We start from the raw sequence: 23,479 nt of genomic DNA, 5'->3' as shown, positions 1-23,479 counted from the left end.
TCCTTTTACGCGCTGGCGCGCGCATCGTTGTTCGCGGTTTCGTGCAGCAGCCGCGCCGTCTCGTCCAGGGCCGAGGCGGCTGCGTCGAGGTCGTCGGAGTCGAGAACGCCTGCGCCGACTTGGAAAGCCAGGTCGTCCAACATCCACTGGGCCCGTCGGAGCAACGTCGCGAGCCCACTGGTGCGCTCGCTCATCGCGGCAACGGAGGAGCCGCGCCGGAGATCCGCCGCGCTTCGGCATCGCATCCGGGGCAGGTTTCCCACAACCAAGCCAATTCCGAGTTGTCGGCCGTGAGCCGCTGCCCGCACAAGGTCTGCACGCCGGTCCCGCTCGGATACGCCAAGGCCCCGTCCGGCCGAGCGTCCAAACTCGCGTGCCGCGCCCCAGCAGCCGGAACCCAGTGAAACGGATGCATCCCCCACCACCTACTCAAACAGTCAATCGGAGCCCAAGCTTCGAGCCTGACACGTAATAGATCGTTGGTAATTACTCCCTTCTTGATACTCAGATCAGGTGTAGCCACTCCACGATCGGGTCGCGCTACGCTCCTGCCATGCCGAGCACCCCGACGCGGCGCAAGAAACGACTCGGCCAGCTACTCGCTCGCCTTCGCAACGAAGCCGACAAGGCGCTGGCAGACGCGAGCAAGCTCCTGCGCGTCGCCGAGCCGACGGTGAGTCGCTACGAAACCGGTCACATTCGGCCTGGTTGGGCGACCTTGCAGGCATTGCTGGCGCTCTACGCGGCAAGTGACGACGAGCGAGCTGAAGCAGCTTCGCTTTGGGAAGACGCCGGCGAAAGAGCTACCCGGATTGTCACGCCGTCAGGGGCACCCAAGGAATACCGAGCCTTCCTACGTGCAGAGGCAGAAGCCGACACCGCACAGACGGTGGAACCGCATGTGGTTCCTGGTCTTCTGCAAACTCATGCGTACGCGAGGTCGATCAATGCGACCGGACGTCAGTTCCACACATCAGCGCCAGAGCGCTATGTATCGGCACGACTCAGTCGGCAAGCACGGCTGACGAGCCCTGCACCTCTCCACCTGCATGTGCTGATCGACGAATCTGTGATCCGACGTGTCGTCGGCGGCGCCGAAGTCATGCGCGAGCAGTTGAACCACTTGGTCACCGCGGCCGAGCGGGACAACGTGACCATCCAGATCGTGCCGTTCGACCTGGGGTCCTACGGCACCATGTCGGGCGGCTTCACGATCATCGGCTACAGCGATCCCGATGACCCGCCAGCCGTCTATTTGGAGTACGCCGGTGGTGGTTCATGGGTGGAGAATGTGAGCGACGTGCAACATTTCGCGGACATGTTCGCCGAGATCGCTGAATCGGCGCTGAGCGTCGAAGATTCGGCCGAACTGATCCGCGCACAGGCAAAGGTGCTGGGATGAACAACCTGAACTGGCGCAAGACCAGCCGCAGCGGAAGCGGCGCGAACAACTGCGTTGAGCTGGCTATCGGTGAGTCGGCGACCTACATCCGCGACACCAAGGACCGCGACGGCGGCACGTTATGCGTGAACCCGCGCTCCTGGGCCGGGTTCCTCGGCGGCCTCAAGGCCGGTCGTTTCGACCGTTGACCGTGGTTCGGTCGGCCGTGGAGGTCGTGAGTGACAAAACCGGTAAGAACCGGCTTTGCCACTCACGACCTCGACAGCCACGACGGAGCATCGCGTGAGCGATCCGTCCTCGTGTTCTGCGTCAGTCGAGGGCTCGGCGGAGGAAGAACTTGATGCCGAGGGCTCCGAAGAGCACCGTGGCGATCAGCAGTGCCAGGACGCAGATCCAGGCCGGCATGTGCGGGACCTCCGGCAGGAGCGCTCCACGCATGCCTTCGCTGACGTAGGTCAGCGGGTTGATCGCGCAGAGGACCTGGAACCAGCGGAGGTGTTCCAGCTGCGCCCACGGGAACTGGGTCGCCCCGGTGAACATCAGCGGCGCCAGGATCACCGCGAACATGATGTTGATGCGCCGCGGCGGCACCGCCGCTCCGACCGTCAGGCCGACCGCCGCGCCGGACAGCGAGCCCAGGACCATGCACAGCAGTGCGAACGCCAGGCCGCCGAGGTTCCAGTTGATGTCCCCCAGCATCACCATGCCGATCGGCACCATCAGCACCGCCGCCAGCAGCCCCCGCAGCGCGCCGAACAGCATCTTCTCCACCGCCACCCAGCTGATCGGCAGCGGCGCCAGCAGCCGGTCCTCGATCTCCCGGGAGAACGAGAAGTCCAGCACCAGCGGGAAAGAAGTGTTCTGCAGCGACACCAGGAACGCGTTGAGCGCGATCATGCCCGGCAGCAGGATCTGCGCGTAGCCGGGCTGGGCGTAGCCAAGCTCGCTGAGCACCTTGCCGAAGATGAACAGCAGCGCCACCGGCTGCACCAGCACCTGCGCCAGGAAGCTCGGGAGCTCCCGACCGGTCACGAACACATCGCGGCTCAGCACCGCGGTGAATGCGCGGACAGGACTCATCGCAGTTCCCTTCCGGTCAGGTCGATGAAGACGTCTTCCAGCGTCGCCGATCCGAGCGACAGGTCGCTGACCGAAACCCGTTGCTCGTGCAGGGTTTGCGCGACCGGTCCGAGCAGCGCCGCGGGTTCCTCGCCCACGTACAGGCGCAGGCGCAGCTCGGCTTCCCCGGCCTGGTTGGTGCCGGTACCGATCTGCTCGACCCGCTGCACACCGTCCACATCGGATAAGAGCTCGGCGACCCTGGCCGGGTCGTAGCCGTTGGTCCGCAGCGTGGCGTCCACCGTGCCGCTGCCCGGCAGCGACTTGATCAGCGCCTCCGGCGTGTCCAGCGTCAGCAGCTTGCCGTGGTCGACGACGCCGACCCGGTCGGACAGTTTCTCCGCCTCGTCCATGTCGTGGGTGGTGAGCACGACCGTCACGCCCTCGGATCGCAGGTCGTTGATGCGGTCGTGGACGAACAGCCGGGCCTGCGGGTCGAGCCCGGTGGACGGCTCATCCAGGAACAGCACCTCGGGCTTGTGGATCAGCGCGCGGGCGATCATCAGCCGCTGCGCCTGGCCGCCGGAGAGGTCGTCGACGCGGGCTTTCGCCTTCTCCGCCAAGCCCATCCGGTCGAGCAGCTCGTCGGCGAGCCGCTTCCGCTCGCCGCGGGCGACGCCGTGGTACGCGGCATGCCAGATGAGGTTCTGGCGGGCGTTCAACGAGCGGTCCAGGTTGACCCGCTGCGGCACGACCGCCACCCTGCTGCGGGCCGCGACCGGGTCGGCCGCCACGTCGACCCCCGCGACGCGGGCGGTTCCGCTGGTCAGCAGGACCCTGGTGGTCAGGATGCCGACGGTGGTGGTCTTGCCGGCTCCGTTCGGGCCGAGCAGCCCGAAGATCTCCCCCGCCTCCACCTCGAAGCTGAGTCCGTCTACCGCGTTGTTCCTGGCCTTCGGGTAGCGCTTGACCAGGTCGGTCACTTCAACCGCTTTGGTCACATCCGCCTTCTCTCTCGTTCAGACCGCTCAGGATCGCGAGCAGGTACTTACGGATCAGGGCCTCCGCTGCCGGGCTCGTGCCCGGGTCGATCCGCCGGAACTCCGCGCGAACCCCCCGCCACGCCTCGCCCAGCGCTGCCCGCCCCGCCGGGGTGATGCGCAGCCGGACTACGCGCCGGTCGGCCGTATCGCGCTGCCTGGTCAGCAATCCGTCGGACTCCAGGGCGTCGATGACCGGGGTCAGCGTCGCCGGGCGCACCCAGCAGCTCTCGGCTACCTCGCGGTGCGTTCGGCCGTCCCGTTCGTCGATCGCGGTGAGAGCCAGCAGCGCCGTCTGGCTCAGGTCGGTGCTCCGCGCCACCGCTTGCTCCCAGTAATGCGACAACCGCCGACCGGTCAGCCCCACCAGCCGGTTCAGTGGCATGCGCTGCGGATCTCGCTCCAGGAAGCCGGGCACGACCCGATCATACGTGGAGTGAATGGTTAGGAAGCAAATTATTTTTCCGTACGTCCGAACCTGCACCAGTACCGTCAACCTGCCGGTAACCTGGCCGCGTGACCGAGGCGACCGAGCAGCGAACCAAGTGGCTGGGCGACTGCGAAATGGCATCCTGGCGCGCTTACATCGTCGGCAGCGCGCTGCTGGAGTACCGGCTCAACCGCGAACTGCAGCTCGCCCACGGACTCTCGATCGCGGACTACGAAATCCTGGTCAGCCTGTCCGAGCAACCCGGCCTGCGGATGCGGATGAGCGAGCTGGCCAACCAGATCGCGCACTCCAAGAGCCGGATCTCGCACCAGATCCGCCGCCTGGAAACGGCCGGGCTGGCCCGTCGGGACGAATGCCCCAGCGACGGTCGAGGTGTGCTCGCGGTGCTCACCGACAAGGGGCTGGCGAAGCTGCGCGAAGCTGCCCCCACGCACGTCGCGGGCGTCCGAACGCACATGATCGACCTGCTGGAGCCGGAAGAAATGAAGGTCCTGGGCGCAGTTTTCGAGCGGCTGACGACCCGCCTGCGCGACTTGGACTGACCCGGACCGCTGCGGGCGGATCTTTGCGGGTTGGCTACGCTACGGCATGGAAGCGTGGCAGAGCGGCCGAATGCACTCGCCTTGAAAGCGAGCGTCGCGAGAGCGACCGGGGGTTCGAATCCCCCCGCTTCCGCTCCTGTGACCAGGGCTAATAGGGCTCGGCGGGTTCTCCCCCGCCAGGCCCTGTTGCCCCTCGTCTCAAATCTCGTCTCAGCTGGCCTCTTTTCGGCGCTTGCCGGACGGCTTCTTCGGCTTCTCCCAGAGGTCTCCCCGACCTTGTCGGCGACCATGCCGAGCACCTCCCCGGTCACGTGCATGTACCGCTTCGCCATCGAGGGTTGGACCAACCCATCACATGTTCGGCAGCATGTTGGGTAACTCTGAGCTCCAGCAGCACGGTTGCGGCCGTGTGCCGGGCGTCGTGCAACCGCGCATCGCGCACGCCGGCAGCGGCTAGCAGATCTTTCCAGCGCTTGAGGTCGGTCCGGTGGTTGAGCGGCTGACCAACCTCGTTCGTGACCAGCCAATCGCCGTCGTGCCAGAGGTCGCCTGCCCGTTCCCGTTCTGCCGCTTGCTCGACAGCGTGCAGCTTGAGCTGATCAAGCAAGGGTTCCGGAAGTCGCGTGTCCGTACACGGCAGCCCTATATCCCACCAGTGTTTTCCTGCGGACCGAAGGTGCTGCGATGTTTTCGACCCAGTGCGTAAGCCATTTCTCGACGGTCCACGCGCGGCCCGGTTTGCGAACCTTCCCGGCGTCGCGCTGCCTTTCGAAGGCGGGGTCGATTACGTCACCTTCGTCTTTCCGTTTGACGTGTGACTACCGCACTGGAAGGTAGCCAGGTCCTCACGTCGAAACGCGCGGAGACAGGCCTTCGGGTAGACCTCGCCCACGCTCTGCGAAGCCGCGGCGACATCGAGGGCTCGAAGCGGCACGCACAACGAGCGGCCGATGTGGCCGGGCGGACAGGTTCGGCACGTCAACGCGCGCATTTCTCCAAACTGCTGGCCGGTTAGTTCTCGCCGCCAAGCGCAAGGTAATGCAGCAGGCCAACGAAGGTGCCCGAATTCTTTAATCCTCCCTTGGCGGATCAGGTTCGGAATCTTGGACAGTGGAACCCATTCGAAGCGCCCTTCGTTCACTTCGGTTGCATCGCCGACCAATTCAGCGCCCCGACCTAGAAAGACATGGTGAGGATTCCTAAGCATTCCAACAGCAGGCTCGAACGTGACGAGTGACTCTAGCCCTCGCGGCCTGTAGCCGGTTTCTTCGATCAGCTCGCGCAGCGCCGTATCGTACGGGGTTTCTCCGGGGTCGATGATTCCCCCCGGAAGTTCCCAGTTCCACAGGTCGGACGCGAACCGGTGCCGCTAGGCCATGAGAACATTCTCGCCTGCGTCGTCGATGAGAACCGTCATAGCAGGCGGAGGAAACCACACAGTGTGATGCTCGAACCGGTCTCCTGACGGCTGCGAAATGTCAGCCAGCCCAACCCGGACCCATTCGCTTTCATAGATCGGCCGTTCATTATGAAGTATTAGTGCGAACGGTAGGCGTCGCGACGGTGCCGAATACTTTGAACTTTGATTCGCCGCTGGCTGTCGTCGATCTTGTAGAGGATTCGCCATTCGCGCATAACGCGAGCGGAGTAGAACCCGTCCAATGGTTCGTCGAGGGGTTTCCCCACTCGGTGCGGGTTGTCCGCGAGTGGTCCGAGAATGAACTCTGACGCGGCCATTGCGACTTCGACGGGCAGCTGTTCGGCAAGCGCGCGACGCGCTGGTTTCGTGAGGTCGACCTCGTACGGTTCGGTCACTGGCCGGACTCGCGTGCTGCGCGTTCGGCCATCAGTTCACGGATGGCGTCACGACCGCTCACGACTGACTCATCGTCGAGGAGATCACGCATGGTGTCGGGATCGGACAGGGCCTCGATGGTCTCGCGCAAGCGGTCGAGCTCGCCGGACGGCACGACGTCGGCGACATGCTCACCGTGGGCGATGACCGGCACGGTCTCGCCGTGCTCGGCGCGCTTCACAGCGTCGTTCCATGACGCCAGGGCTTCGCCTACCGCGTCGGCGGATACGCTCACTGGCTGCTCGCTCATGGTCTCCATTCTGCTGCATCCTCGCCTCCGTCGACCACCCGCCGAGGAGCTGGAACATTGGGGGGTTGCCGCAGCGCGCGAGCCTCCGCCGATGCAAGCTCGACGACCCCCGTCAGTGATCGCCAACAGAGGCGACATGCGACACATGGCGGCACCGAGAAAAACCTTGCCGCCATGTTCCGGAGCTTTTTGCCGAGAGAGCCATCGCGGTGGCAGCAAGCCGGAATTGACCCGTGCATCTGCTCTCGAAATGCACCAAACTCTGATCACCGTGGCCACCGGCCGCATCGACCGCCGCATCGTGCTGGCGGTCCTGATCGGCCTGGTGGGTGCGGCCAACCTGGCCTCCGCCTTCGCGACCATCTTCGCGATCGTCCTCGTCGCCCGCATCCTGATCGGCTCCTCGCTGTACGTCTCCACCTCCAACCTGTCCATCACGCTCGGCGCGCTCTTCGGCGGCATCGCCACCACGAGCGTGCTGTGGATCGGCGCCGCTCTCGCCGGAGGCGAGCCCCGCCGGGTAAGGAAACGCAACGTGTAGACGGTGAACGACGAACGCGCCGTGCCCGCGACGGTAAGCCAGCGCGCCCAGCCCGTCACGTGCGGCCAGCTGGCGGCCCAGGTCTCGTCCGCGCCAGGCCGGCCGCGCCGACCGCATTCGGGCCGGTCGGTTCCGGGAGCGCGAGTCGCGCGGGTTCGGCTGCGGCCGCGGTCGGGGCCAGCAGCACGCCTGCCGCAACCGCCGCGATCAGTGTTTTCCCGCCTCGAGCTTCGACTGGCGGCCGTGCCCGGCACATCCGGTGGCGCCCCTTGTTCGGCCCTGATCAGGCGAGTAGGTCGGTCCAGACGAGGTGGTGGTCCGAGGCGTCGTTGAGGCGTGCGAGCCCGTCGTTCGAGGCCGGCCAGAAGACCCCGGCGCGCAACGGGATCAGCGGCGCCGACGGCAGGACGTAGTCCACCCGGAGGTTGCCGGGCGCTTCGTCGTTGAAGTCCCCGGTGTCGAAGAACGGGTTCGCGCGCTGGTCCGAGTTGGCGTCGCCCTGCGTTGTGCTGGCCTCGACGGCTCCCACGCTGCCCGGCAGCGGGTCGATGACGCGGGGCGCGCGCAGGAGCTGGCGGGCGCCGTTGCTGTCGCCGTCGATCGGATCCGAGTTCTGATCGCCCGCGATGATGAACCGGGCACCCGGCGCGAGACCGCCGAAGGCGCCGGCGTCGTCGTAGATGTAGTCGGCTCGACCCGGCGTGACGTAGTCCGCCCAGAATCGGATCTCGTCTTGGTTGCGCAGGCCATTGCGGTCCTCGGGGCCGTCGAAGCTCGGCGGCGTCGGGTGTGAGGTCAGGAAGTGCACGGTTCGTCCGCCGACGTCGACCGGCAGGTCCCAGTGCGATTTCGACGACAGCCGCAGGGATTCCAGCTCCGCCGGCGAGTACCAGTCCGCGGGCTGCGGCGTCGCCGGGTCGTCCGGCAGCCGCGCGCCCGGCATGTCCGCCCAACGGAACCCCTGGAACGTGCGGGCCTCGCCGATCGGGTACTTCGACAGCACCACCATCCCGTACTGGCCGGGGAACGCCCCGAAGCCGTAGGCGTCGCCGGGGCCGCCGGTGGTGCCGTCGTTGTCGAGGTCCATCCCGGACGGCACGCCGGTGTTCACCGGGGCGGTGTAGGCGTACGGGTAGTCGATCGGTTCGGCACCGCCCTGGCTCCGCTCCAGGTAGTTGGCGCGGAAGGCGTCGACCGCGGCGCCGCCCTCGACGTAGTCGAACTCGTTGAGCAGGAGGGCATCCGGGCGGATGCGCTGCACGACCTCCGCCACCGCAGCCGCCTGCCGATCGTCCGATGTGGACAGATCCGCGAGCAGTTCGCCCTGGGTGGCACGGTTGAGCGAAGCGTTGAACGTCGCGAAGCGCACCGGCTCCACCGCGTCGGCGGTGGGGGCGACCAGTGCGGCAGCCACGGCGACGGCGGGGGCGACGGGGGCGACCACGGCGGCAGCCACGGCGACGGCGGTGGCAGCCACAGCGGCGGTCGGGGCTACAGCGGCGACCACGGCGGCGACCGCGAAAACGGCACGTTTCACGACATCTCCTCCGATCGGGCTACAGTCGCCACCCCACTCGGTGAGGTTTTCCGCAATTTCAATGGAAATCGGACCTCTGATTTCCATTGAAATTGCGGACCAACGGGAACTGGCGGCGAACCGGCGGAGGGCACCCTCGATTCCGTTGCACGGTGTCGGGGGTGCCCCGTTCCGCTGGTTCCGGCTCGTCAGGCGACGTTGTGGTGGCCGGACTTGGTCTTCGCCGGGGCGGCGTGGGCCTGCGCCAGCATCGCGCCCTGCGCGGCACGCAGCTGCGCGCGCTGGGCGCGGGTCTGCATCCCGTTCACCGCCTCGGTGCTCCGCGCGTAGCCTTCGACGACGTTCGCGAGGGCCTTGGCGTTGCGCTCCAGGGCAACCCGGTCCACGTTGGCCAGGTTGTCCTTCGCCGAGTGGTAGTTCGGGTCGAAGGCGACACCCGCGGTGCCGCCCCACTTCGCCGCCTGCGCCTCGGACTTCAGCTCCTCGACGCCGGTGTTCAGGCCGCCGGCCGGGATGCCGACCGCGATGAACTCGCCGTAGTCCGAACGACCGTCGAAGTCATCGCCCTCGACCTCGATGCCCTGCGCGGCCATCGCGTTGACGAGGTCCTGCTCGATCTGCCCCGAGCCCTGCGGGCCCGGCCCGGCGCCGACGCCGTCGGAGTCGTCGCCGTCGTAGGCGAAGTAGCCGGCGTTCGGCGAGCCGATCATGTCGAAGTTCAGGTACAGGGCGATGTCGAGCTGCTGCTCGAAGCTCAGGCTCTGCACGTACTTCGTCGACCCGACCAGGCCGGACTCCTCCGCGCCCCAGAAGGCGAAGCGGACCGCGTTGTTGACCTTCGGGCTGCCGCCCAACCGCAGCGCCGTCTCCAGGATGCCTGCGGAGCCGGTGCCGTTGTCGTTGATGCCGGGGCCTTCCGGAACGCTGTCGAGGTGCGCGCCCGCGAGCACGACGTTGTTGGCGCGACCGGTGCGGGTCTGCGCGATGACGTTGCGGGTGGTGACGGTCTCCAGGCGGGCCTGGACGTGCAGCTTCACCTCGGCGCCGGCCTGCCCGGCGAGCGCCTCGCCGACCTGCTTGGTGACGCCCGCGGTCGGGATCTTCGCGGCTTCGGGGTCGCCGAGCGTGCCGTTGAGCGGACCGTCCGCGTTGTTGTAGATGATCGCGCCCGCGGCCCCGCGCTCGCCGGCCACCTGCGCCTTCTGCGCGAACGTGCAGGCGCCGCGCTGGATCAGCACTACCTTGCCGGTGATGTCCGCGCCGTCGTAGTCCGTGGCTTCGCAGCCCGGCGTGTCGTCGACCGGGGCGACCGCCAGCGGCGCGGTGATGCCGCCCTGCGGGGTGGCCGGGGAGTACTCCAGGGCGTCACCCTCGACCGGCTGCCCGGCCACCGCAAGGTTGAACGAGTCCAGGTAGTAGGCCTGGTAGGTGAACTCCGGCGTGGTGACGTCAAAGCCCGCGTTGCGGAGCTTGCCGGCGACGTAGTCGACGCTCGCCTCGTAGCCCGGCAAGCCGGACGCGCGATTCCCGCCGTTCTGGTCGGCGATCCGCTGCAATGCGATCAGGTGGCGGTTCACCGCATTGCCTTTGATCTCCGAGCCGAGATCGGCCGGCGCCGCGCTCGCCGGCGTGACGGTCAACAACGCGGCCGCGCACATCGCGGCCAGAGCGGCCGCCGAGCGCTTGGGTGTGATGGTTCGCGAACTCATCATGCTCCCCGCTTCGGGTGGACTTTGTGATGGCTAGCCTTGAGAAGATCACTCCACGAAGTCAAGCCTGCACCAACAAGAGTTAATAAGCAGGGACAAATTCCCATTTTTACCGCGTTGACCGATCTCCCATCACCCCACCGAACCACGCGCTGCGAAGCGTTCCGCGCTGACTACTGTCCAGGGCATGTACGCGATCTCGATTCGTGAGCCGGGCGAACCGGACGTGCTGGAGTGGACCGAGCAACCCGACCCGCGGCCGGGTCCGGGCGAGGTGCTCATCGACGTCGTCGCGAGCGCGGTCAACCGCGCGGACCTGAGTCAGCGGGAGGGCAACTACCCGCCGCCGAAGGGCGCCAGCACCATCCTGGGGCTGGAATGTTCCGGCACCATCGCCGAAATCGGCGAGGGCGTGCCCGGATGGCAAGTCGGCGACGAGGTGTGCGCGCTGCTTGCCGGCGGCGGCTACGCCGAGCGGGTCGCGGTGCCCGTCGCGCAGGTGCTGCCCAAGCCCGCCGGGGTGGACCTCGTCGAGGCCGCCGGGTTGCCCGAAGTCACCTGCACCGTGTGGTCAAACGTGGTGATGGAGGCCGGGCTCCGGAGTGGACAGTTGCTGCTGGTGCACGGTGGGGCCGGCGGCATCGGGACCTGCGCGATCCAGATCGCCAAGGCGCTCGGCGCGCGCGTGGCGGCGACCGCCGGATCGGCCGAGGGCCGCCAGCTGTGCGCGGACCTGGGCGCGGAACCGGTCATCAACTACCGGGACGAGGACTTCGTCGCGATCGTCAAGGAACTCGGCGGGGCGGACGTAATCCTGGACAACATGGGTGCGTCCTATTTGGACCGGAACCTGTCCGCGCTGGCGCCCGACGGGCACCTGGCCGTCATCGGCATGCAGGGCGGCCGGAAGGCCGAGCTCGACCTGGGGAAGATGCTGGTCAAACGGCTACGACTGTCGGTTCTCGGGCTCCGCGGGCGGCCTGTCGAGGGCCCGCAGGGCAAGGCTGCGATCGTCGCCGATGTACGGGAGCGGCTGTGGCCGCTCGTCGAGGCGGGCGAGGTGCGGACGCTGGTGCACGAGCGAGTGCCACTGTCGGAGGCGGCGCGAGCGCACGCGACGTTGGAAGCGGGCGACGTCCGCGGCAAGATCCTCCTCGTCCGCTGAAAGCAAGATCTCCGCTGGTCAAGGCCCGTGAGTGTTTTTGGGCGCAATAGCAAGTGGGGTTTTGTGTCACTACGCTTGGGATCATGGAACAAAGGGAAACAGCAGGTCAGGCCGGGCGACGTCTGACGCTGGATTCGTACGGGCGGTTGTCGTGGAAGCCGGGGACGAAGGAGCTGGAGAAGATCAGTACCCAGTCGGTGATAACCGGAAGGTGATCGACCGGGAGGGGGCGAGGATCGGGGAGGAGTTGTCAGATGGGTTGTCGGCGTGGAAGAAGGACGTGCGGCGGCCAGGGTGGGAGAAGTTGTTGGAACGGGTGAAGCAGGGATTATCGGACGGGATTGTCGTCTGGCACACCGACCGGTTGTTTCGCCAAGCATTACGACCTTGGGCCGGTGAGGTGGTGCCCCGCCGGACGCCGAGTTGATCGGGCGTCTCGTGGATCGGCGAGCGCAGCAGCGAAAGCGAGCCCTCTCCTCAAACGGCCACCGAAGGCTACTCACGTTGACGTGTTCGGTGGTGCGTCGAGCACACACTCGTTGAAGAGCGTGGGAGAATTGACGAGCCGCCTCGTTGTTATTCAGAACGTCGGATGGTTCATACCCCGCGAGGGGCCGGGCTGGGCCTGTCGAGCCCACCTGCGCGCAACGCTCGTTCGACGGCGGTGGAACCGCCGGCCACAATGAACTCCACGTCCCGGTGGGATGCGTAGGCGAGGGCAGCGATGATTAGTTCCAACCCCGCCACGCCCAGGAAGGTCACACCACTGAGGTCCAGTACAACGGTCGACAGCTTGGTCAGCAGGCGAGGCCACAGCAGGGCGGCCACTCGTGGGGCCGTTGCGGTATCGACTTCGCCGGTCGCGGTCAGCACGACCACGTCGCGGCTGGGATAGGTGAGGCGAAGCCGAAGAGTGGGTTCGAACTCGATGGCTTCCCGGTGCAGGCCAGACGACGTTGGCGCGGGCATTTCAGTGGGGGTCTCAAGAAGAGGTCCCGCGCGTAGCAGGGCGCGCACGGGCGTTCGGATGGTCATAAAATGATCCAATCCAAGCCGAACAGGATGGTCGTTCAGCTCGCTAGAGCTGCGAAGAGAGCGCTCCTGCGTGGTGTCAACGAGTGACGTGGTGGGAGCGGCCCTGTCGATTGCAGGAGCAACCAGTTCAACCAGCTACCCGCAACCGTACGCTCCCGGGACCGGAAAAAGACAGAAAGCAACCGTCCGTCCGGTCGGATGCCCCGCCATCACTGCGTGCCGAAGCCGGGCGGCAGGTCCGCACGCGGCGCCAAACGGTCCAGGTCAGCTGGCCGAAGTCGGTAAAGCTCCACGGTCTGCCCGAAGTACTTGTCCGTCTCCCCGGCCCATTCCATGCCGTTGTCACGCACCGTCTCCGCAGCCTGGACGTTGTCCGGCCGGACCACCGCGAAAAGCTCATCGACCTCGTGATCGAACGCCCACCGAACCAGCGCGAACATCGCCTCACTCGCGTAACTGCACTCCCAGAGCTCCGGATGCAGGTGCCATCCCACTTCGAGGTCCTGATTGCCCGGCGGCAGCGGCAGCAGCGACGCACCACCAATCACACGGTCATCCTCGCGCCGCTGGATGCACCAACGTCCCACGGGCGGGATCGCTCTGACGTCCTCGGCGATCCACTGCCGCAACAACAGGCGCATGGCCACAAGGTCGGGAACCGTCTCCATGATCGGACTCAGCCACCGCGCCACCTCGGCGCTGCCGTACACGTCGAGCGCCGCTTCTGCGTCCTCGATGCGCCAGGTCCGCAGGATCAACCTGTCCGTGACCAGCTGCCGAGCCATGCTGCCAGGATAACCACCCACTCCAGGGCCAACGCAGTCTTCGTGTCCGCCTACCCGGATATTTCCGTGTCCGCTGGCACCTCTTCCCGCCGACCTCCGCAAGGGATATCAGGCAGCGTCAAGGGGCAGACCCCACCAAACCTCCCAAAGCCGTAAGGGCCCCTTGACGCCGCCTGATCGGGCTACGCCAGGTCGACGGGAAGAGGACAGCCCCTCCCTTGCAGGTGTAGACGGCCTCGACCTAGCTGACCAGCAAAGAACCTGGATAACGGTAGGGAAACAAATGACTATTCGCTATAGCACCCCAAAGCGCTCACGGGCCATGGCCAGCGAAAACCGAGCACTTCCGGTCGAAGGCGATGGATGGCCCGGCCGCACGCTTCGGGTTGGAGCGAACGGACAGTGCCGGTAGAGGAGGTGGACGGGCCGTTCGCTCCACCCTCGCAACCGGCGCCGCGACGCGGAATGCGCCTGGATTGCGGGAACTTCAGCCGAGTTCGGCGACCGCCCGGACGAGCTGGTCTACCTCGGAGGCGTTGGTGTAGTGGGCCAGGCCGACGCGGACCGCGCCGCCGACCTCGCCGACGCCGAGCACCGCGAACACCCCGTGCGTGCCCGGGTCCTCGAACGCGCACACCCCGCGCTCCGCGAGGTGCTCGACCGCTTCCTCCGCCTTGACGCCGTTGACCGTGAACGCCATCGACGGCACCCGGCGCATCGCGTCGCCGATCACCATGACGTGCCGCATCTTCCGCAGCCCGTTGGTCAGGTTCGCCAGCAACCCCGCCTGGTACGACTTCACCGAACCCAGCGAGGTCAGCAGGCGCTCCCGGCGCGGCCCGACCGCCGCATCGTCCAGCCCCGCCAGGTAGTCCACCGACGCCACCAACCCGGCCAGCAGCGGGTACGCGTGCGGGCCAAGCTCCAACCGCTCCGGTCCGCGCGCGCCGGACTCCAGGGCCACCGACGGCAGCTGGTCGAGCATCGCCGGGTTCTTGAACACGAGCGCACCCACCGGCGGCCCGCCCCACGCCGAGGCGTTCACCACCACCACGTCGGCGCCCATCGCGGTGATGTCCAGCGGCACGAACGGCGCCGCGGCCGCGGCGTCCACCACCACCAGCGCGCCGTGCTCCGCCGCGGCGTCCGCCGCCTGCCGCACGTCCGGCCGGGTGCCCACCGCGCCGGACGCGGCGGTGATCGCGACGACCTTCGTCCGCGGGGTGATCAGCTCCTGGTACTGCCAGGTGGGCAGCTCGCAGGTCTCGATGTCGACCTCGGCCCACCGCACCGTGGTTCCGGAGCGCTGCGCCGCGCGCTGCCACGGCGCGACGTTGGCCGGGTGGTCCAACCGGGAGACGACAACGTCGTCACCGATCATCCAGCCGTCACCGAGCGCATCGGCGAGCCGCTGCAGCAGCACGGCGGAGTTCGGCCCGAGCACCACCCCGGCCGGGTTCGCACCGATGAGGTCAGCAATAGCGCGACGGGCGGCTTCCACGATCGCCTCGGCGCGCTGCGATGCGGGGAAGATCCCGCCCGGACCGGATACCGGGGCCCGCAGCGCAGTCGACGCCGCGGTCGCCACTTGTTCAGGAACCTGCATGCCCGCCGGGGCGTCCAGGTGCACCCACCCGTCGCCGAGCGCGGGGAAGAGCCCGCGAACCGCCGCGACGTCGAACGCCATGGGGCACACGTTACGTATGGAGCGACCCGAACTCGCCCCCGGGTGGCAGATATCGCATCGCTCGCGCGAAGACGCTTCCAGCTCACCCTGCGTAGCGGCGTGGGTGGCGGAACCTCGGACACCGCCTGGACCGCGGGATCCCCATTCGCGCATGGTCGGATCTCGGGGGCTGGACCGGCGGGCACGCAGCGCTGCCCCGGGATTTCGAATCTTGTAGTGACAAGCCAGGATAGAGACATGACCCACGACCCGAGTGAGGGCAGGCCGCAGGTGTTCGTCGTCGGCGAGGACGGCATGCCGATCGGTGCCGCCATGAACGCCGACGACCAGCCGGAGCGCGGCGAGGACATCAACGACCTGGTCGAACAGCCGGCCAAGGTGATGCGCATCGGCACCATGATCAAGCAGCTGCTGGAGGAGGTCCGGGCGGCACCGCTGGACGAGGCCAGCCGCAGCCGCCTCAAGGAGATCCACCAGTCCTCGATCCGCGAGCTGGAGCAGGGGCTCGCCCCGGAGCTCATCGAGGAGCTGGAGCGGCTGTCGCTGCCGTTCGCCCAGGAGACGACGCCGTCCGAGTCGGAGCTGCGGATCGCGCAGGCCCAGCTCGTCGGCTGGCTGGAGGGCCTGTTCCACGGCCTGCAGACGGCGCTGTTCGCCCAGCAGATGGCGGCCCGGGCCCAGCTGGAGCAGATGCGCCGAGGCCTGCCCATGGGCAGCAGCAGCGGCGAAACCGAAACCGGCCACACCCGGGGCACCGGCCAATACCTGTGACGCTCCGTGGAGGTGTCGCGCCCGACGTCAGACGGGCGCGACGCCGTCGAGTGATGCCCTCACCCGGGGGGCACACTCGTGGTCGGTACTCTGACGCACTGTGCAGTCCACGAGCACGCTAGACCGACCTGAAGCCCCTCCCGAGACTTCGTCGCAGACCTGGCATAAAGCCTTCAAGGACATCGGCGATGCCTTCGGGCAGCGACAGCTGTGGGCACACCTCGGCTGGCAGGACATCAAGCAGCGGTACCGACGCTCCGTCATCGGCCCGCTGTGGATCACCATCAGCATGGCTGTGACGTGCACAGCGCTCGGTTTGTTGTACTCGCAGCTTTTCAACCAGCAACTCTCGGTGCACCTGCCCTACCTTGCCGTGGGTTTCATCATCTGGGGCTTCATCGGCAACTGCATCAACGAGGGCTCCGAGGTCTTCATCTCGAACGAGGGCCTGATCAAGCAGCTGCCCGCCCCGGTCACGATCCACGTGCTCCGGCTGTTGTGGCGGCAGGTGCTCTTCTTCGCGCACAACCTCGTCGTCTACTTCGTGCTGCTGCTGATCTTCCCGAAGCCGCTCACGCTGCTCTCGCTGCTGGCGATCCCGGCGTTCGCCGTGCTGGCGCTCAACGGTGCCTGGGTGATTCTCGTGGTGGGCACGATCTCGACCCGCTTCCGGGACATCCCGCCGGTGACCCAGAGCGTCGTCCAGCTGATGTTCTTCATGACGCCGATCGTTTGGAACTACGACGAGTTCAAGACGAACTCGAACCCCGCGATCGCGGAACGCGCCCAGCTGGCCGAGATCAACCCGTTCATGCACTTCCTGGAGATCATCCGGCAGCCGATGCTCGGCTCCCCCATCGCGTGGCACCACTGGCTGGTGGTCGGCGTGATCACCGTTGTGGGCTGGGCGTTGGCCCTGGTTGTGCTGCGCAATTACCGTTCCCGTGTCTCCTACTGGGTCTGAGTGAGGCCGAACAACCGTGGTCAGCATTGACGTCTGGAATGCAGCGGTCGACTTCCCGATCTTCGACGCGAAGTCCCGCTCGCTGAAGAAGGCCGTGCTCGGCAAGGCGGGCGGCAAGATCGGCACCGACAGCCGGGTGCCGATCATCGAGGCGCTGCACGACATCAACCTGTCGCTGCGGCATGGCGACCGGGTCGCCCTCGTCGGACACAACGGGGCGGGCAAGTCGACGCTGCTGCGCCTGCTCAGCGGCATCTACGAACCCACCCGCGGCAGCGCGCGGGTGGTCGGCAAGGTCGCCCCGGTGTTCGACCTCGGTGTCGGCATGGACCCGGAGATCTCCGGGTACGAGAACATCATTATCCGCGGCCTGTTCCTCGGCATGAACCGCAAGGAGATGGAGAAGCGGATCGACGAGATCGCCGAGTTCACCGAGCTCGGCGACTACCTGGCGATGCCGCTGCGCACCTACTCCACCGGTATGCGGGTGCGGCTGGCGCTGGGCGTCGTGACCTCGATCGACCCGGAGATCCTGATCCTCGACGAGGGCATCGGCGCCGTCGACGCGGAGTTCCTGGAGAAGGCGCGGGACCGGCTCAACAACCTCGTCAAGCGATCGGGCATCCTGGTCTTCGCCTCGCACTCCGACGAGTTCCTGATCGAGCTGTGCAGCACCGCCATCTGGATGGACAAGGGCGGGATGCGGGAGCAGGGATCGCTGCGCGAAGTGCTGACGCACTACAAGGGCTACGACCCCTTCGAGCACCTCAGTGAGGAAACCCTGGCCCGGATCGGCGAATCCGCGGCCACGATCGGGAGCAAAGAAGGCTCATGAGCACCGACTCCGCACAGCAGCTGCCTGCCGGGTCCGTAGTCGCGGTGATCGTCACCAGGCACCGTCGCGAGCTGCTGGCCGAGTCCCTGAAAGTCATCGCGAGCCAGACGAGGCTGCCCGATCACCTGGTGGTGGTCGACAACGGTCCGGACCAGCCCGCGCAGGACGTGGTGGCGGACTGCCCGATCCCGTCGACCTACCTCGTCTCGCAGCGCAACCTCGGCGGCGCCGGCGGTTTCGCGCTCGGCATGCTGCACGCGCTGTCGCTGGGCGCGGAGTGGGTGTGGTTGGGCGACGACGACGGCCGCCCCGCCGACGAGCACGCGCTCGCGACGCTGCTGGAGGTCGCCAAGCAGCGGCGGCTGGCCGCGGTGTCGCCGGTGGTGGTCAACATCGACACCCCGGACAAGCTGGCGTTCCCGCTGCGCCGCGGCCTGACCTGGAAGCGCCGGGTCAGCGAGCTCGGCGACGGCGACTTCCTGCCGGGCATCGCGTCGCTGTTCAACGGCGCGCTGTTCCGCGCCTCGACGCTGGACGTGGTGGGTGTGCCGGACTACCGGCTGTTCTTCCGCGGCGACGAGGTGGAGGTGCACCGCCGGGTGGTGCGCTCCGGCCTGCCGTTCGGCACCACGCTGCGCACCCGGTTCCTGCATCCGGACGGTTCGGCGGAGTTCAAGCCGATGCTGGGCGGCCGGTTCCACGCCCAGGACCCGTCGGACGCGGCGAAGCGCTACTACACCTACCGCAACCGCGGTTACCTGCTGTCGCAGCCGGGGATGCGCAAGATCGGCGCGCTGGAAGTGCTCCGCTTCGGCCTGTACTTCGTGGGGCAAAAGCGCGACCCGAAGGCATTCAAGGAATGGCTGCGACTGCTCCGCCAAGGTCAACAGGAAAAGTTCTACCGCCGCTGACGAAAGAATGGATCAACTCGTTTTGCGTGGCGGTGCGGGTAGCGGAACCTCAGCGGTCGTCTCGACTGCGGGATCCCCGACTTACGTATGACCAATACGCGGCATCGGGGCTGTCCTCGCGAGACGACCGCTGAGAACCCGCGGCGGTGCGAGTTGCGTACGTGATGAAAAGAGAAAGCCGGCTATCGCCGCTTGCCTGACGCGCCAGTGCGGCTGGACAGCTCCCGAGTTCCAAGCCCGACCGAATTGGTCACCGCATTGTCACGGGAAAACTGAGAACGGCCTGAGAATTTCCTGAGATCGCAGCTCACGGCGTTGCACGAAGTGTTCATTTACACAGCCGTCGAATGCCGCGAAAGGGCCCGGACCAGCAACTACTATCCTCGGCCCGTGCTCAGTGGCCAGGAAGAAAGCCGCCGAACGGACGACGCTTCGGCGCGCATCGAGACGAATCACCGACAACCGTCGGCCAAACGGCTGAAGCTGTTCGCGACGGTCTTCGGGCTGCTCGGCACGGTGCTCGCATTGGCCGTGCCCTTCCTTCCGGTCAACTACGACATCACGACCCTGAAATGGCCGACGGCGGAAGGCACCAAGTCGGTGTCGGCGCCGTTGGTCAGCTACTCCCCGGTGTGGCTGAACGCCGAGATCCCGTGCGCGGCCGTGCGCAGCCTGGACGCCCGCACCAACGGCCCGGCCACGCTGCTGAGCACGAATCCGCCGTCGTCGGACTACGGCAAGCTGACCGGCCTCACGCTGCAGGCCGACAACGGCCACCTGACGATGCTGACCAAGGGTCAGCAGGTGGGCACGGTGCCGCTGCCCGCGGATGACTGCTCGCTCTCGCTGCACTCCGACGCCTTCAGCACCACGGCCAGCGTCGGCACCGAGACGTTGGCGAACCTCCGCGGCGACCAGCGCCCGCAGCTGACCGGCATCTACTCCGGCCTCAACGACGGCATCGACGACGTGCGCGGCGTGTCCTTCGAGGCCCGCGTCGACAACCGCTACGAGAGCCAGGCGACCACGCTCAAGCTCGCGGTGATCGTGCTCGCGGTGCTGGCGTTCATCGGCTCGCTGATCTGCCTGCGGCGGTTGGACGTGCGGGCCGGTCGCCGCCCGCCGAAGTGGGCCCCGGCTGGCTGGTGGAAGCCGACGTTCCGCGACGTGTCGGTGATCGGCGCGCTGGTCGTCTGGTGGGTCGTCGGCGCGATGACCTCGGACGACGGCTACATCCTGACCATCGCGCGGGCGCGCGAGAGCTTCGGCTACATCAGCAACTACTTCCGCTGGTTCGGCGTGCCCGAAGCGCCGTTCGGCTGGTTCTACGAGCTGTACGCGCTGTGGGTGCAGGTGTCGACGGCGACGCCGTGGGTGCGGTTGCCCGCGCTGCTGATGGGCATCGTGAGCTGGCTTTTGATCAGCCGCGAGGTGCTGCCGCGGCTCGGCCAGCAGGTGCGGCGCAGCAACGCCGCAGGCTGGGCCGCCGCCGCGGTGTTCCTGGCGTTCTGGCTGCCCTACGACAACGGCCTGCGGCCCGAGCCGGTCGTGGTGCTGTTCTCGCTGCTGGCGCTGTGCGCGGTCGAGCGCTCGGTGGCCACCGGGCGGCTGATGCCCGCCGCGCTGGGGCTGGTCGTCGCGGCGCTGTCGGTCGGCGCGAACCCGCACGGCATGGTGTCCGTGCTGCCGTTCGTGGCGGCGTTGAAGCCGCTGTTCCGGCTGGTGCGCAAGCGGGCTCAGGAGTTCGGCTGGGTGCCGGTGCTGGCCCCGATCGCGGCCTCCGGGTTCGTGATCCTGACGCTGGTGTTCGCCGACCAGACCTGGCAGTCGGTCATGGACGCGACCGCACTGCGCACCGAACTCGGCCCGAGCCAGAGCTGGTACGAGGAGCTCAGCCGCTACAACCTGCTTTTCAGCCAGACGCCGGACGGCTCGATGACCCGCCGGTTCCCGGTGCTGCTGGTCATGCTGTGCCTGACGACCTGCGCCGTGGTGCTGCTGCGGCGGGGCCGCATCAGGGGCGCCGCGCTCGGGCCGAGCCGACGGCTACTCGCGGTCACCGCGCTGTCCTTCGTGGTGCTGGTCCTGACCCCCACCAAGTGGTCCCACCACTTCGGCATCTTCGCCGCGTTCGGCGGCGCGCTGGCCGCGCTGACGGCGCTGGCCACGAGCAGCACCGTGCTGCGGTCCAAGCGCAACCGCGCGGCGTTCGTGGCGATGCTCATGGTGATCCTGGCGTTCGCGGCCACCGGACCCAACGCCTGGTGGTACGTCTCGGGCTGGGGCGTGCCCTGGTTCAACATGCCGCCGCAGATCAGCGGCCACGAACTGAGCACGGTCTTCCTGGGCATCGCCGGGATCGCGCTGATCGTCGCGTTCATCGAGCACCTGCGCATCGACGAGAACAACCCGAAGGTCGTCGAGGAGCGCTTCGGCCGCGAGGAGAAGCGCAGCCGCGCGCTGCGGCTGGGCACCGCGCCGCTGTCGATCCTGTGCGCGCTGCTGGTGCTGTTCGAGCTCGCCAACTTCGGCAAGGTCATCCAGAAGCAGTGGGGCAGCTACAGCCTCGGCGCGGACAACATCAGGCAGATCGTCGGCTCCAGCTGCGGGCTGTCCGACTACGTCTATGTGGAGACGAACCCGCAGTCCGGCATGCTGCGGGTGTCCGGCGACCAGCCGGCCAAGGCGGCGCCGTCGGAGGACAAGGACATCGGCGTCCCGCCGAAGCGGCTGGAGGGCAAGGAGGACGCCGACCAATACATGCGGGCCAAGATGGTCGGCTTCAACCGGCCCGGCCTGCCGCCCGGCGACGGCTCCGACATGCAGGAACCCGACTGGAAGCCGCCGCACCAGTTCGGCAACGACAACGCGCCGGTGTGGGGCAGCTACGACGCGGCCGGCGTCGGCACCGGTGAGCTGCGCACCCAGTGGTACGACCTGCCGGATCGGGCGAAGACCGGCGAGGTGCCGGTGGTGCTCTCGCTGGCCGGCGCGGAGCTGGGCGCGAACTCGGTGGCGCTGGAGTTCGGCCACGACACCGACAACGGCTTCCTGATCACCGAGCGCAAGTACGTGGTGCAGCAGCCCGGCCCGGCGTGGCGGGACTTCCGGTTCACCCTCGGCGACAAGTCCAAAGACGCCACCAAGATGCGGGTGGTGGCCATCGACAACTCGCTGGGCCCGAACGGCTGGGTCGCGGTGAGCGCGCCGCGGGCGCCGCAGCTGGTGAACATGACCGACTTCGTCGGGGACCAGCCGACGTTCGTGGAGTGGACCGCCGCCCTGGTGAACCCGTGCCTGCAGCTGCCGGGCGTGCACCACGGCATCGCCGAGATCCCGAAGTTCCGGGTGGCGGCCGGCGCCGAGGTGCGCGACATCGGGCAGGGCTGGTCGTCGCCGGATGCGGGTGGACCGTTCGGCTGGCTCAACGTGGCGACCAGCATGCGGGAGCTCCCGACCTACCTGAAGAACAACATCCACCGGGACTGGGGCTCGCTGTACGCGGTCGACCCGTACGAGCCGGACGCACTGCCAGCGCAAGCGGCGATGGACGTGCACGAGGAGACGCACTGGGGCACCTGGACGCCGGGTCCGCTGTCGAAGACGGTGCACCTGCCGGGCGACGTCCCGAACAGCGACGACCGCAACGACGTCAAGGCCTTCGAACCCCCGGAGGAAGAACCCGAGCAGTAGCCCGCAGCGCGAGGGGCGCCCGCGACCTGGTCGCGGGCGCCCCTCGTCGTTTTCGGCCGCCGCTGGGGATGCTGGGGTACGCAGTGAGCGAGAACGGCCGGTGGGCGGGGGTTCCGGGGTCCGCTGAGGGTGAAATCCGGTGCCGGGACGGCCGGTTCGTGCTGCGCTGGACGGAGAAGTCCTTGCGGCGCAAGGAACCCGTCAGCCTGCGATTGGGAGATCCGATGCCCGAAACGCGACCCGGACTCGTGCTGCACCTCGCCGGCGTCGGCCAGTCGCTGCACATCGCGCTGGCCCCGGCCGAGGCCGATGCGCTCCGCGACGCGCTCGCCGACCTGATGGCCAACGGCCAGACGAAGTCGCTCACGACCGCCGACGGCGGCCGCTTCGCGGTGAACTTCGCGCACGTGGCCACGGCGCACGTCGAGACGACCCGTTCCGACGCCACCTCAGGGCACCGGTTCTCCCCGCAATTTCAATGGAAATCGCGGAACATCGGCGTGTCGGACCCCGACACGCCGACGGCTGTGGATAACTCCCCCAATTTCAACGGAAATCGGACCTCTGATTTCCATTGAAATTGCGGACCACGGGGGGAGCCGGGCGGCGACAGGGAGCCTTGTGGGTCACTCGCGGAAGACGACCCACTTGAGCATCACGAAGTTGATCAGCGTGCCCAGGCCCTGCCCGGCGATCCAGCAGGCGGTGATCATCCACGGGGTGCCTTCGGCGCCCGTGAGCATGACCAGCAGCTGGTTGGTGCCCCAGTTCACGAAGAACGTGACGATGTAGACGAGGGCGAAGGCACCGGCCTTCGCCCTCGTGTTCCCGGTGCTCGCACCGTGGAAGGTGAGCTTCCGGTTGATCACGTACGACGCGGAAGTCCCGAGGACGAAGCTGATCCCCCTGGACAGCCACACCGGCCAACCGAACACACCCAACATCAGCGAGTAGGTGCCGAAGTCGATGATCGCGCAGCCGCCGCCGATGACGATGAAGCGGAACAGCTGGTTCAAGACGCCTAGGCGCTTCGGTTCGGTCTGGGCTGCGGGTTCGGCCACGGCCACTGGTTCACCTCGGGATCCGACGACAGGGCATTCGGCACCTGGGGCACCCGGCTAGACGCCGAAGACGTGGGAGATCGAACTCCGCGAACGTCCCAAGCGAGTGTAGCGATGACGCATCACACACCGCCGGGGACCGGATGTACCCGCCGGTATCTGCCACGTCAACGCGGATAGACTCGG

The 23,479-nt window shown here is 67.4% G+C and carries 27 protein-coding genes and 1 tRNA gene; 13 read left to right on the top strand and 15 right to left on the bottom strand.

The window, feature by feature from the left end; all coding sequences use genetic code 11:
* Positions 1-5: 5 nt before the first annotated feature.
* Both FDZ84_RS12865 and FDZ84_RS12860 read right to left on the bottom strand, forming a co-directional pair.
* Positions 6-194: a hypothetical protein gene (locus FDZ84_RS12865; RefSeq protein ID WP_168586089.1), complete on the bottom strand. Its 189-nt coding sequence runs from the start codon at positions 192-194 to the stop codon at positions 6-8.
* Positions 191-415, bottom strand: coding sequence for a zinc finger protein (locus tag FDZ84_RS12860; protein WP_168586088.1), 225 nt, complete (start codon positions 413-415; stop codon positions 191-193). The genes FDZ84_RS12865 and FDZ84_RS12860 overlap by 4 nt, the downstream gene beginning before the upstream one ends.
* Positions 416-553: 138 nt before the next feature.
* Here FDZ84_RS12860 and FDZ84_RS12855 point away from each other — a divergent pair, with 138 nt between their 5' ends.
* Positions 554-1,402 carry a helix-turn-helix transcriptional regulator gene (locus FDZ84_RS12855; RefSeq protein WP_168586087.1) on the top strand — a complete coding sequence of 283 codons (849 nt, stop codon included), beginning with the start codon at positions 554-556 and terminating at the stop codon, positions 1,400-1,402.
* Entirely contained in the window at positions 1,399-1,590 is a 192-nt protein-coding gene (locus tag FDZ84_RS12850) for a DUF397 domain-containing protein (RefSeq protein WP_168586086.1), read from the top strand. Before FDZ84_RS12855 ends, FDZ84_RS12850 begins: the two co-directional genes overlap by 4 nt.
* A gap of 121 nt (positions 1,591-1,711) precedes the next feature.
* Here the strand turns inward: FDZ84_RS12850 and FDZ84_RS12845 are convergent, their stop codons facing one another.
* The 3 genes from FDZ84_RS12845 to FDZ84_RS12835 are packed head-to-tail and all read right to left on the bottom strand — an operon-like array spanning position 1,712 to position 3,919.
* Positions 1,712-2,482: an ABC transporter permease gene (locus tag FDZ84_RS12845; protein ID WP_168586085.1), complete on the bottom strand. Its 771-nt coding sequence runs from the start codon at positions 2,480-2,482 to the stop codon at positions 1,712-1,714.
* The gene (locus FDZ84_RS12840) at positions 2,479-3,462 is read right to left on the bottom strand and encodes an ABC transporter ATP-binding protein (protein WP_168586084.1); all 984 of its coding nucleotides are present in this window, start codon (positions 3,460-3,462) and stop codon (positions 2,479-2,481) included. The genes FDZ84_RS12845 and FDZ84_RS12840 overlap by 4 nt, the downstream gene beginning before the upstream one ends.
* Positions 3,446-3,919: a MarR family winged helix-turn-helix transcriptional regulator gene (locus tag FDZ84_RS12835; RefSeq protein WP_246868972.1), complete on the bottom strand. Its 474-nt coding sequence runs from the start codon at positions 3,917-3,919 to the stop codon at positions 3,446-3,448. Before FDZ84_RS12835 ends, FDZ84_RS12840 begins: the two co-directional genes overlap by 17 nt.
* 98 nt (positions 3,920-4,017) lie before the next feature.
* Between FDZ84_RS12835 and FDZ84_RS12830 the strand changes: the two genes are divergently transcribed.
* Positions 4,018-4,494: a MarR family winged helix-turn-helix transcriptional regulator gene (locus FDZ84_RS12830; protein ID WP_371812852.1), complete on the top strand. Its 477-nt coding sequence runs from the start codon at positions 4,018-4,020 to the stop codon at positions 4,492-4,494.
* Positions 4,495-4,542: 48 nt separating this feature from the next.
* Positions 4,543-4,627, top strand: a tRNA-Ser gene (locus tag FDZ84_RS12825).
* A 174-nt stretch (positions 4,628-4,801) separates the two neighbouring features.
* On the opposite strand, the gene FDZ84_RS12820 is transcribed toward FDZ84_RS12825, so the two are convergent.
* The 4 genes from FDZ84_RS12820 to FDZ84_RS12805 form a co-directional block, all read right to left on the bottom strand.
* Positions 4,802-5,101 carry a tyrosine-type recombinase/integrase gene (locus FDZ84_RS12820; RefSeq protein ID WP_210435537.1) on the bottom strand — a complete coding sequence of 100 codons (300 nt, stop codon included), beginning with the start codon at positions 5,099-5,101 and terminating at the stop codon, positions 4,802-4,804.
* 177 nt (positions 5,102-5,278) lie between these two features.
* A complete protein-coding gene (locus tag FDZ84_RS38815) occupies positions 5,279-5,812 on the bottom strand; it encodes an NUDIX hydrolase (RefSeq protein ID WP_305852038.1) in 534 nt (177 codons plus the stop codon).
* Between the two features lie 218 nt (positions 5,813-6,030).
* The gene (locus FDZ84_RS12810; RefSeq protein ID WP_246868971.1) at positions 6,031-6,309 is read right to left on the bottom strand and encodes a type II toxin-antitoxin system RelE/ParE family toxin; all 279 of its coding nucleotides are present in this window, start codon (positions 6,307-6,309) and stop codon (positions 6,031-6,033) included.
* Positions 6,306-6,599 (bottom strand): hypothetical protein, encoded by a 294-nt coding sequence (locus FDZ84_RS12805; protein ID WP_168586083.1) that lies wholly within the window; start codon positions 6,597-6,599, stop codon positions 6,306-6,308. The genes FDZ84_RS12810 and FDZ84_RS12805 overlap by 4 nt, the downstream gene beginning before the upstream one ends.
* Before the next feature lie 250 nt (positions 6,600-6,849).
* Between FDZ84_RS12805 and FDZ84_RS37750 the strand changes: the two genes are divergently transcribed.
* Complete coding sequence (locus FDZ84_RS37750; protein ID WP_210435536.1) at positions 6,850-7,140, top strand: hypothetical protein; 291 nt, start codon at positions 6,850-6,852, stop codon at positions 7,138-7,140.
* A gap of 283 nt (positions 7,141-7,423) precedes the next feature.
* On the opposite strand, the gene FDZ84_RS12795 is transcribed toward FDZ84_RS37750, so the two are convergent.
* Positions 7,424-8,596: an endonuclease/exonuclease/phosphatase family protein gene (locus FDZ84_RS12795; RefSeq protein WP_371812890.1), complete on the bottom strand. Its 1,173-nt coding sequence runs from the start codon at positions 8,594-8,596 to the stop codon at positions 7,424-7,426.
* 269 nt (positions 8,597-8,865) lie between these two features.
* Complete coding sequence (locus FDZ84_RS12790) at positions 8,866-10,389, bottom strand: M28 family metallopeptidase (RefSeq protein WP_371812851.1); 1,524 nt, start codon at positions 10,387-10,389, stop codon at positions 8,866-8,868.
* A gap of 184 nt (positions 10,390-10,573) precedes the next feature.
* On the opposite strand from FDZ84_RS12790, the gene FDZ84_RS12785 reads away from it, so the two are divergent.
* Both FDZ84_RS12785 and FDZ84_RS40635 read left to right on the top strand, forming a co-directional pair.
* Positions 10,574-11,551, top strand: coding sequence for an NAD(P)H-quinone oxidoreductase (locus tag FDZ84_RS12785; RefSeq protein ID WP_168586081.1), 978 nt, complete (start codon positions 10,574-10,576; stop codon positions 11,549-11,551).
* Positions 11,552-11,582: 31 nt separating this feature from the next.
* A complete protein-coding gene (locus FDZ84_RS40635) occupies positions 11,583-11,978 on the top strand; it encodes a recombinase family protein (protein WP_371812850.1) in 396 nt (131 codons plus the stop codon).
* A 170-nt stretch (positions 11,979-12,148) separates the two neighbouring features.
* On the opposite strand, the gene FDZ84_RS12775 is transcribed toward FDZ84_RS40635, so the two are convergent.
* The 3 genes from FDZ84_RS12775 to FDZ84_RS12765 form a co-directional block, all read right to left on the bottom strand.
* Positions 12,149-12,586 carry an STAS domain-containing protein gene (locus FDZ84_RS12775; protein ID WP_168586080.1) on the bottom strand — a complete coding sequence of 146 codons (438 nt, stop codon included), beginning with the start codon at positions 12,584-12,586 and terminating at the stop codon, positions 12,149-12,151.
* Positions 12,587-12,795: 209 nt separating this feature from the next.
* Complete coding sequence (locus tag FDZ84_RS12770; protein WP_168586079.1) at positions 12,796-13,371, bottom strand: GNAT family N-acetyltransferase; 576 nt, start codon at positions 13,369-13,371, stop codon at positions 12,796-12,798.
* Positions 13,372-13,858: 487 nt separating this feature from the next.
* Positions 13,859-15,058 carry a cysteine desulfurase-like protein gene (locus FDZ84_RS12765; protein ID WP_168586078.1) on the bottom strand — a complete coding sequence of 400 codons (1,200 nt, stop codon included), beginning with the start codon at positions 15,056-15,058 and terminating at the stop codon, positions 13,859-13,861.
* Between the two features lie 237 nt (positions 15,059-15,295).
* On the opposite strand from FDZ84_RS12765, the gene FDZ84_RS12760 reads away from it, so the two are divergent.
* The 6 genes from FDZ84_RS12760 to FDZ84_RS37745 all read left to right on the top strand — a co-directional run bounded on the left by FDZ84_RS12760 (position 15,296) and on the right by FDZ84_RS37745 (position 22,810).
* Entirely contained in the window at positions 15,296-15,829 is a 534-nt protein-coding gene (locus FDZ84_RS12760) for a bacterial proteasome activator family protein (RefSeq protein WP_168586077.1), read from the top strand.
* A 100-nt stretch (positions 15,830-15,929) separates the two neighbouring features.
* Positions 15,930-16,793 carry an ABC transporter permease gene (locus tag FDZ84_RS12755; protein WP_210435535.1) on the top strand — a complete coding sequence of 288 codons (864 nt, stop codon included), beginning with the start codon at positions 15,930-15,932 and terminating at the stop codon, positions 16,791-16,793.
* 16 nt (positions 16,794-16,809) lie between these two features.
* A complete protein-coding gene (locus FDZ84_RS12750; RefSeq protein WP_168586076.1) occupies positions 16,810-17,628 on the top strand; it encodes an ABC transporter ATP-binding protein in 819 nt (272 codons plus the stop codon).
* On the top strand, positions 17,625-18,539 hold the full coding sequence (locus tag FDZ84_RS12745) for a glycosyltransferase (protein WP_168586075.1): 915 nt from the start codon (positions 17,625-17,627) through the stop codon (positions 18,537-18,539). Before FDZ84_RS12750 ends, FDZ84_RS12745 begins: the two co-directional genes overlap by 4 nt.
* Before the next feature lie 390 nt (positions 18,540-18,929).
* Positions 18,930-22,232, top strand: coding sequence for an arabinosyltransferase domain-containing protein (locus FDZ84_RS12740; RefSeq protein ID WP_168590017.1), 3,303 nt, complete (start codon positions 18,930-18,932; stop codon positions 22,230-22,232).
* 182 nt (positions 22,233-22,414) lie between these two features.
* The gene (locus FDZ84_RS37745; RefSeq protein WP_210435534.1) at positions 22,415-22,810 is read left to right on the top strand and encodes a hypothetical protein; all 396 of its coding nucleotides are present in this window, start codon (positions 22,415-22,417) and stop codon (positions 22,808-22,810) included.
* Between the two features lie 48 nt (positions 22,811-22,858).
* Here FDZ84_RS37745 and FDZ84_RS12730 read toward each other — a convergent pair whose 3' ends face one another.
* Positions 22,859-23,299, bottom strand: coding sequence for a GtrA family protein (locus FDZ84_RS12730; RefSeq protein ID WP_168586074.1), 441 nt, complete (start codon positions 23,297-23,299; stop codon positions 22,859-22,861).
* Positions 23,300-23,479 lie beyond the last annotated feature (180 nt).

The organism is Saccharopolyspora sp. ASAGF58 (assembly GCF_012277335.1).
GTDB classification, from domain to species: domain Bacteria; phylum Actinomycetota; class Actinomycetes; order Mycobacteriales; family Pseudonocardiaceae; genus Saccharopolyspora; species Saccharopolyspora hattusasensis.
This window is presented reverse-complemented; position numbering and strand designations above follow the sequence as displayed.

Bases quoted from the DNA above. Each gene is read 5' to 3' on its own strand.
- FDZ84_RS12850 (WP_168586086.1), top strand. From the start codon at position 1,399: ATGAACAACCTGAACTGGCGCAAGACCAGCCGCAGCGGAAGCGGCGCG.
- FDZ84_RS12845 (WP_168586085.1), bottom strand. From the start codon at position 2,482: ATGAGTCCTGTCCGCGCATTCACCGCGGTGCTGAGCCGCGATGTGTTC.
- FDZ84_RS12860 (WP_168586088.1), bottom strand. From the start codon at position 415: ATGCATCCGTTTCACTGGGTTCCGGCTGCTGGGGCGCGGCACGCGAGT.
- FDZ84_RS12745 (WP_168586075.1), top strand. From the start codon at position 17,625: ATGAGCACCGACTCCGCACAGCAGCTGCCTGCCGGGTCCGTAGTCGCG.
- FDZ84_RS12855 (WP_168586087.1), top strand. From the start codon at position 554: ATGCCGAGCACCCCGACGCGGCGCAAGAAACGACTCGGCCAGCTACTC.
- FDZ84_RS12785 (WP_168586081.1), top strand. From the start codon at position 10,574: ATGTACGCGATCTCGATTCGTGAGCCGGGCGAACCGGACGTGCTGGAG.
- FDZ84_RS12770 (WP_168586079.1), bottom strand. From the start codon at position 13,371: ATGGCTCGGCAGCTGGTCACGGACAGGTTGATCCTGCGGACCTGGCGC.
- FDZ84_RS12805 (WP_168586083.1), bottom strand. From the start codon at position 6,599: ATGAGCGAGCAGCCAGTGAGCGTATCCGCCGACGCGGTAGGCGAAGCC.
- FDZ84_RS12790 (WP_371812851.1), bottom strand. From the start codon at position 10,389: ATGATGAGTTCGCGAACCATCACACCCAAGCGCTCGGCGGCCGCTCTG.
- FDZ84_RS12775 (WP_168586080.1), bottom strand. From the start codon at position 12,586: ATGACCATCCGAACGCCCGTGCGCGCCCTGCTACGCGCGGGACCTCTT.
- FDZ84_RS12765 (WP_168586078.1), bottom strand. From the start codon at position 15,058: ATGGCGTTCGACGTCGCGGCGGTTCGCGGGCTCTTCCCCGCGCTCGGC.
- FDZ84_RS12865 (WP_168586089.1), bottom strand. From the start codon at position 194: ATGAGCGAGCGCACCAGTGGGCTCGCGACGTTGCTCCGACGGGCCCAG.
- FDZ84_RS37750 (WP_210435536.1), top strand. From the start codon at position 6,850: ATGCACCAAACTCTGATCACCGTGGCCACCGGCCGCATCGACCGCCGC.
- FDZ84_RS12760 (WP_168586077.1), top strand. From the start codon at position 15,296: ATGACCCACGACCCGAGTGAGGGCAGGCCGCAGGTGTTCGTCGTCGGC.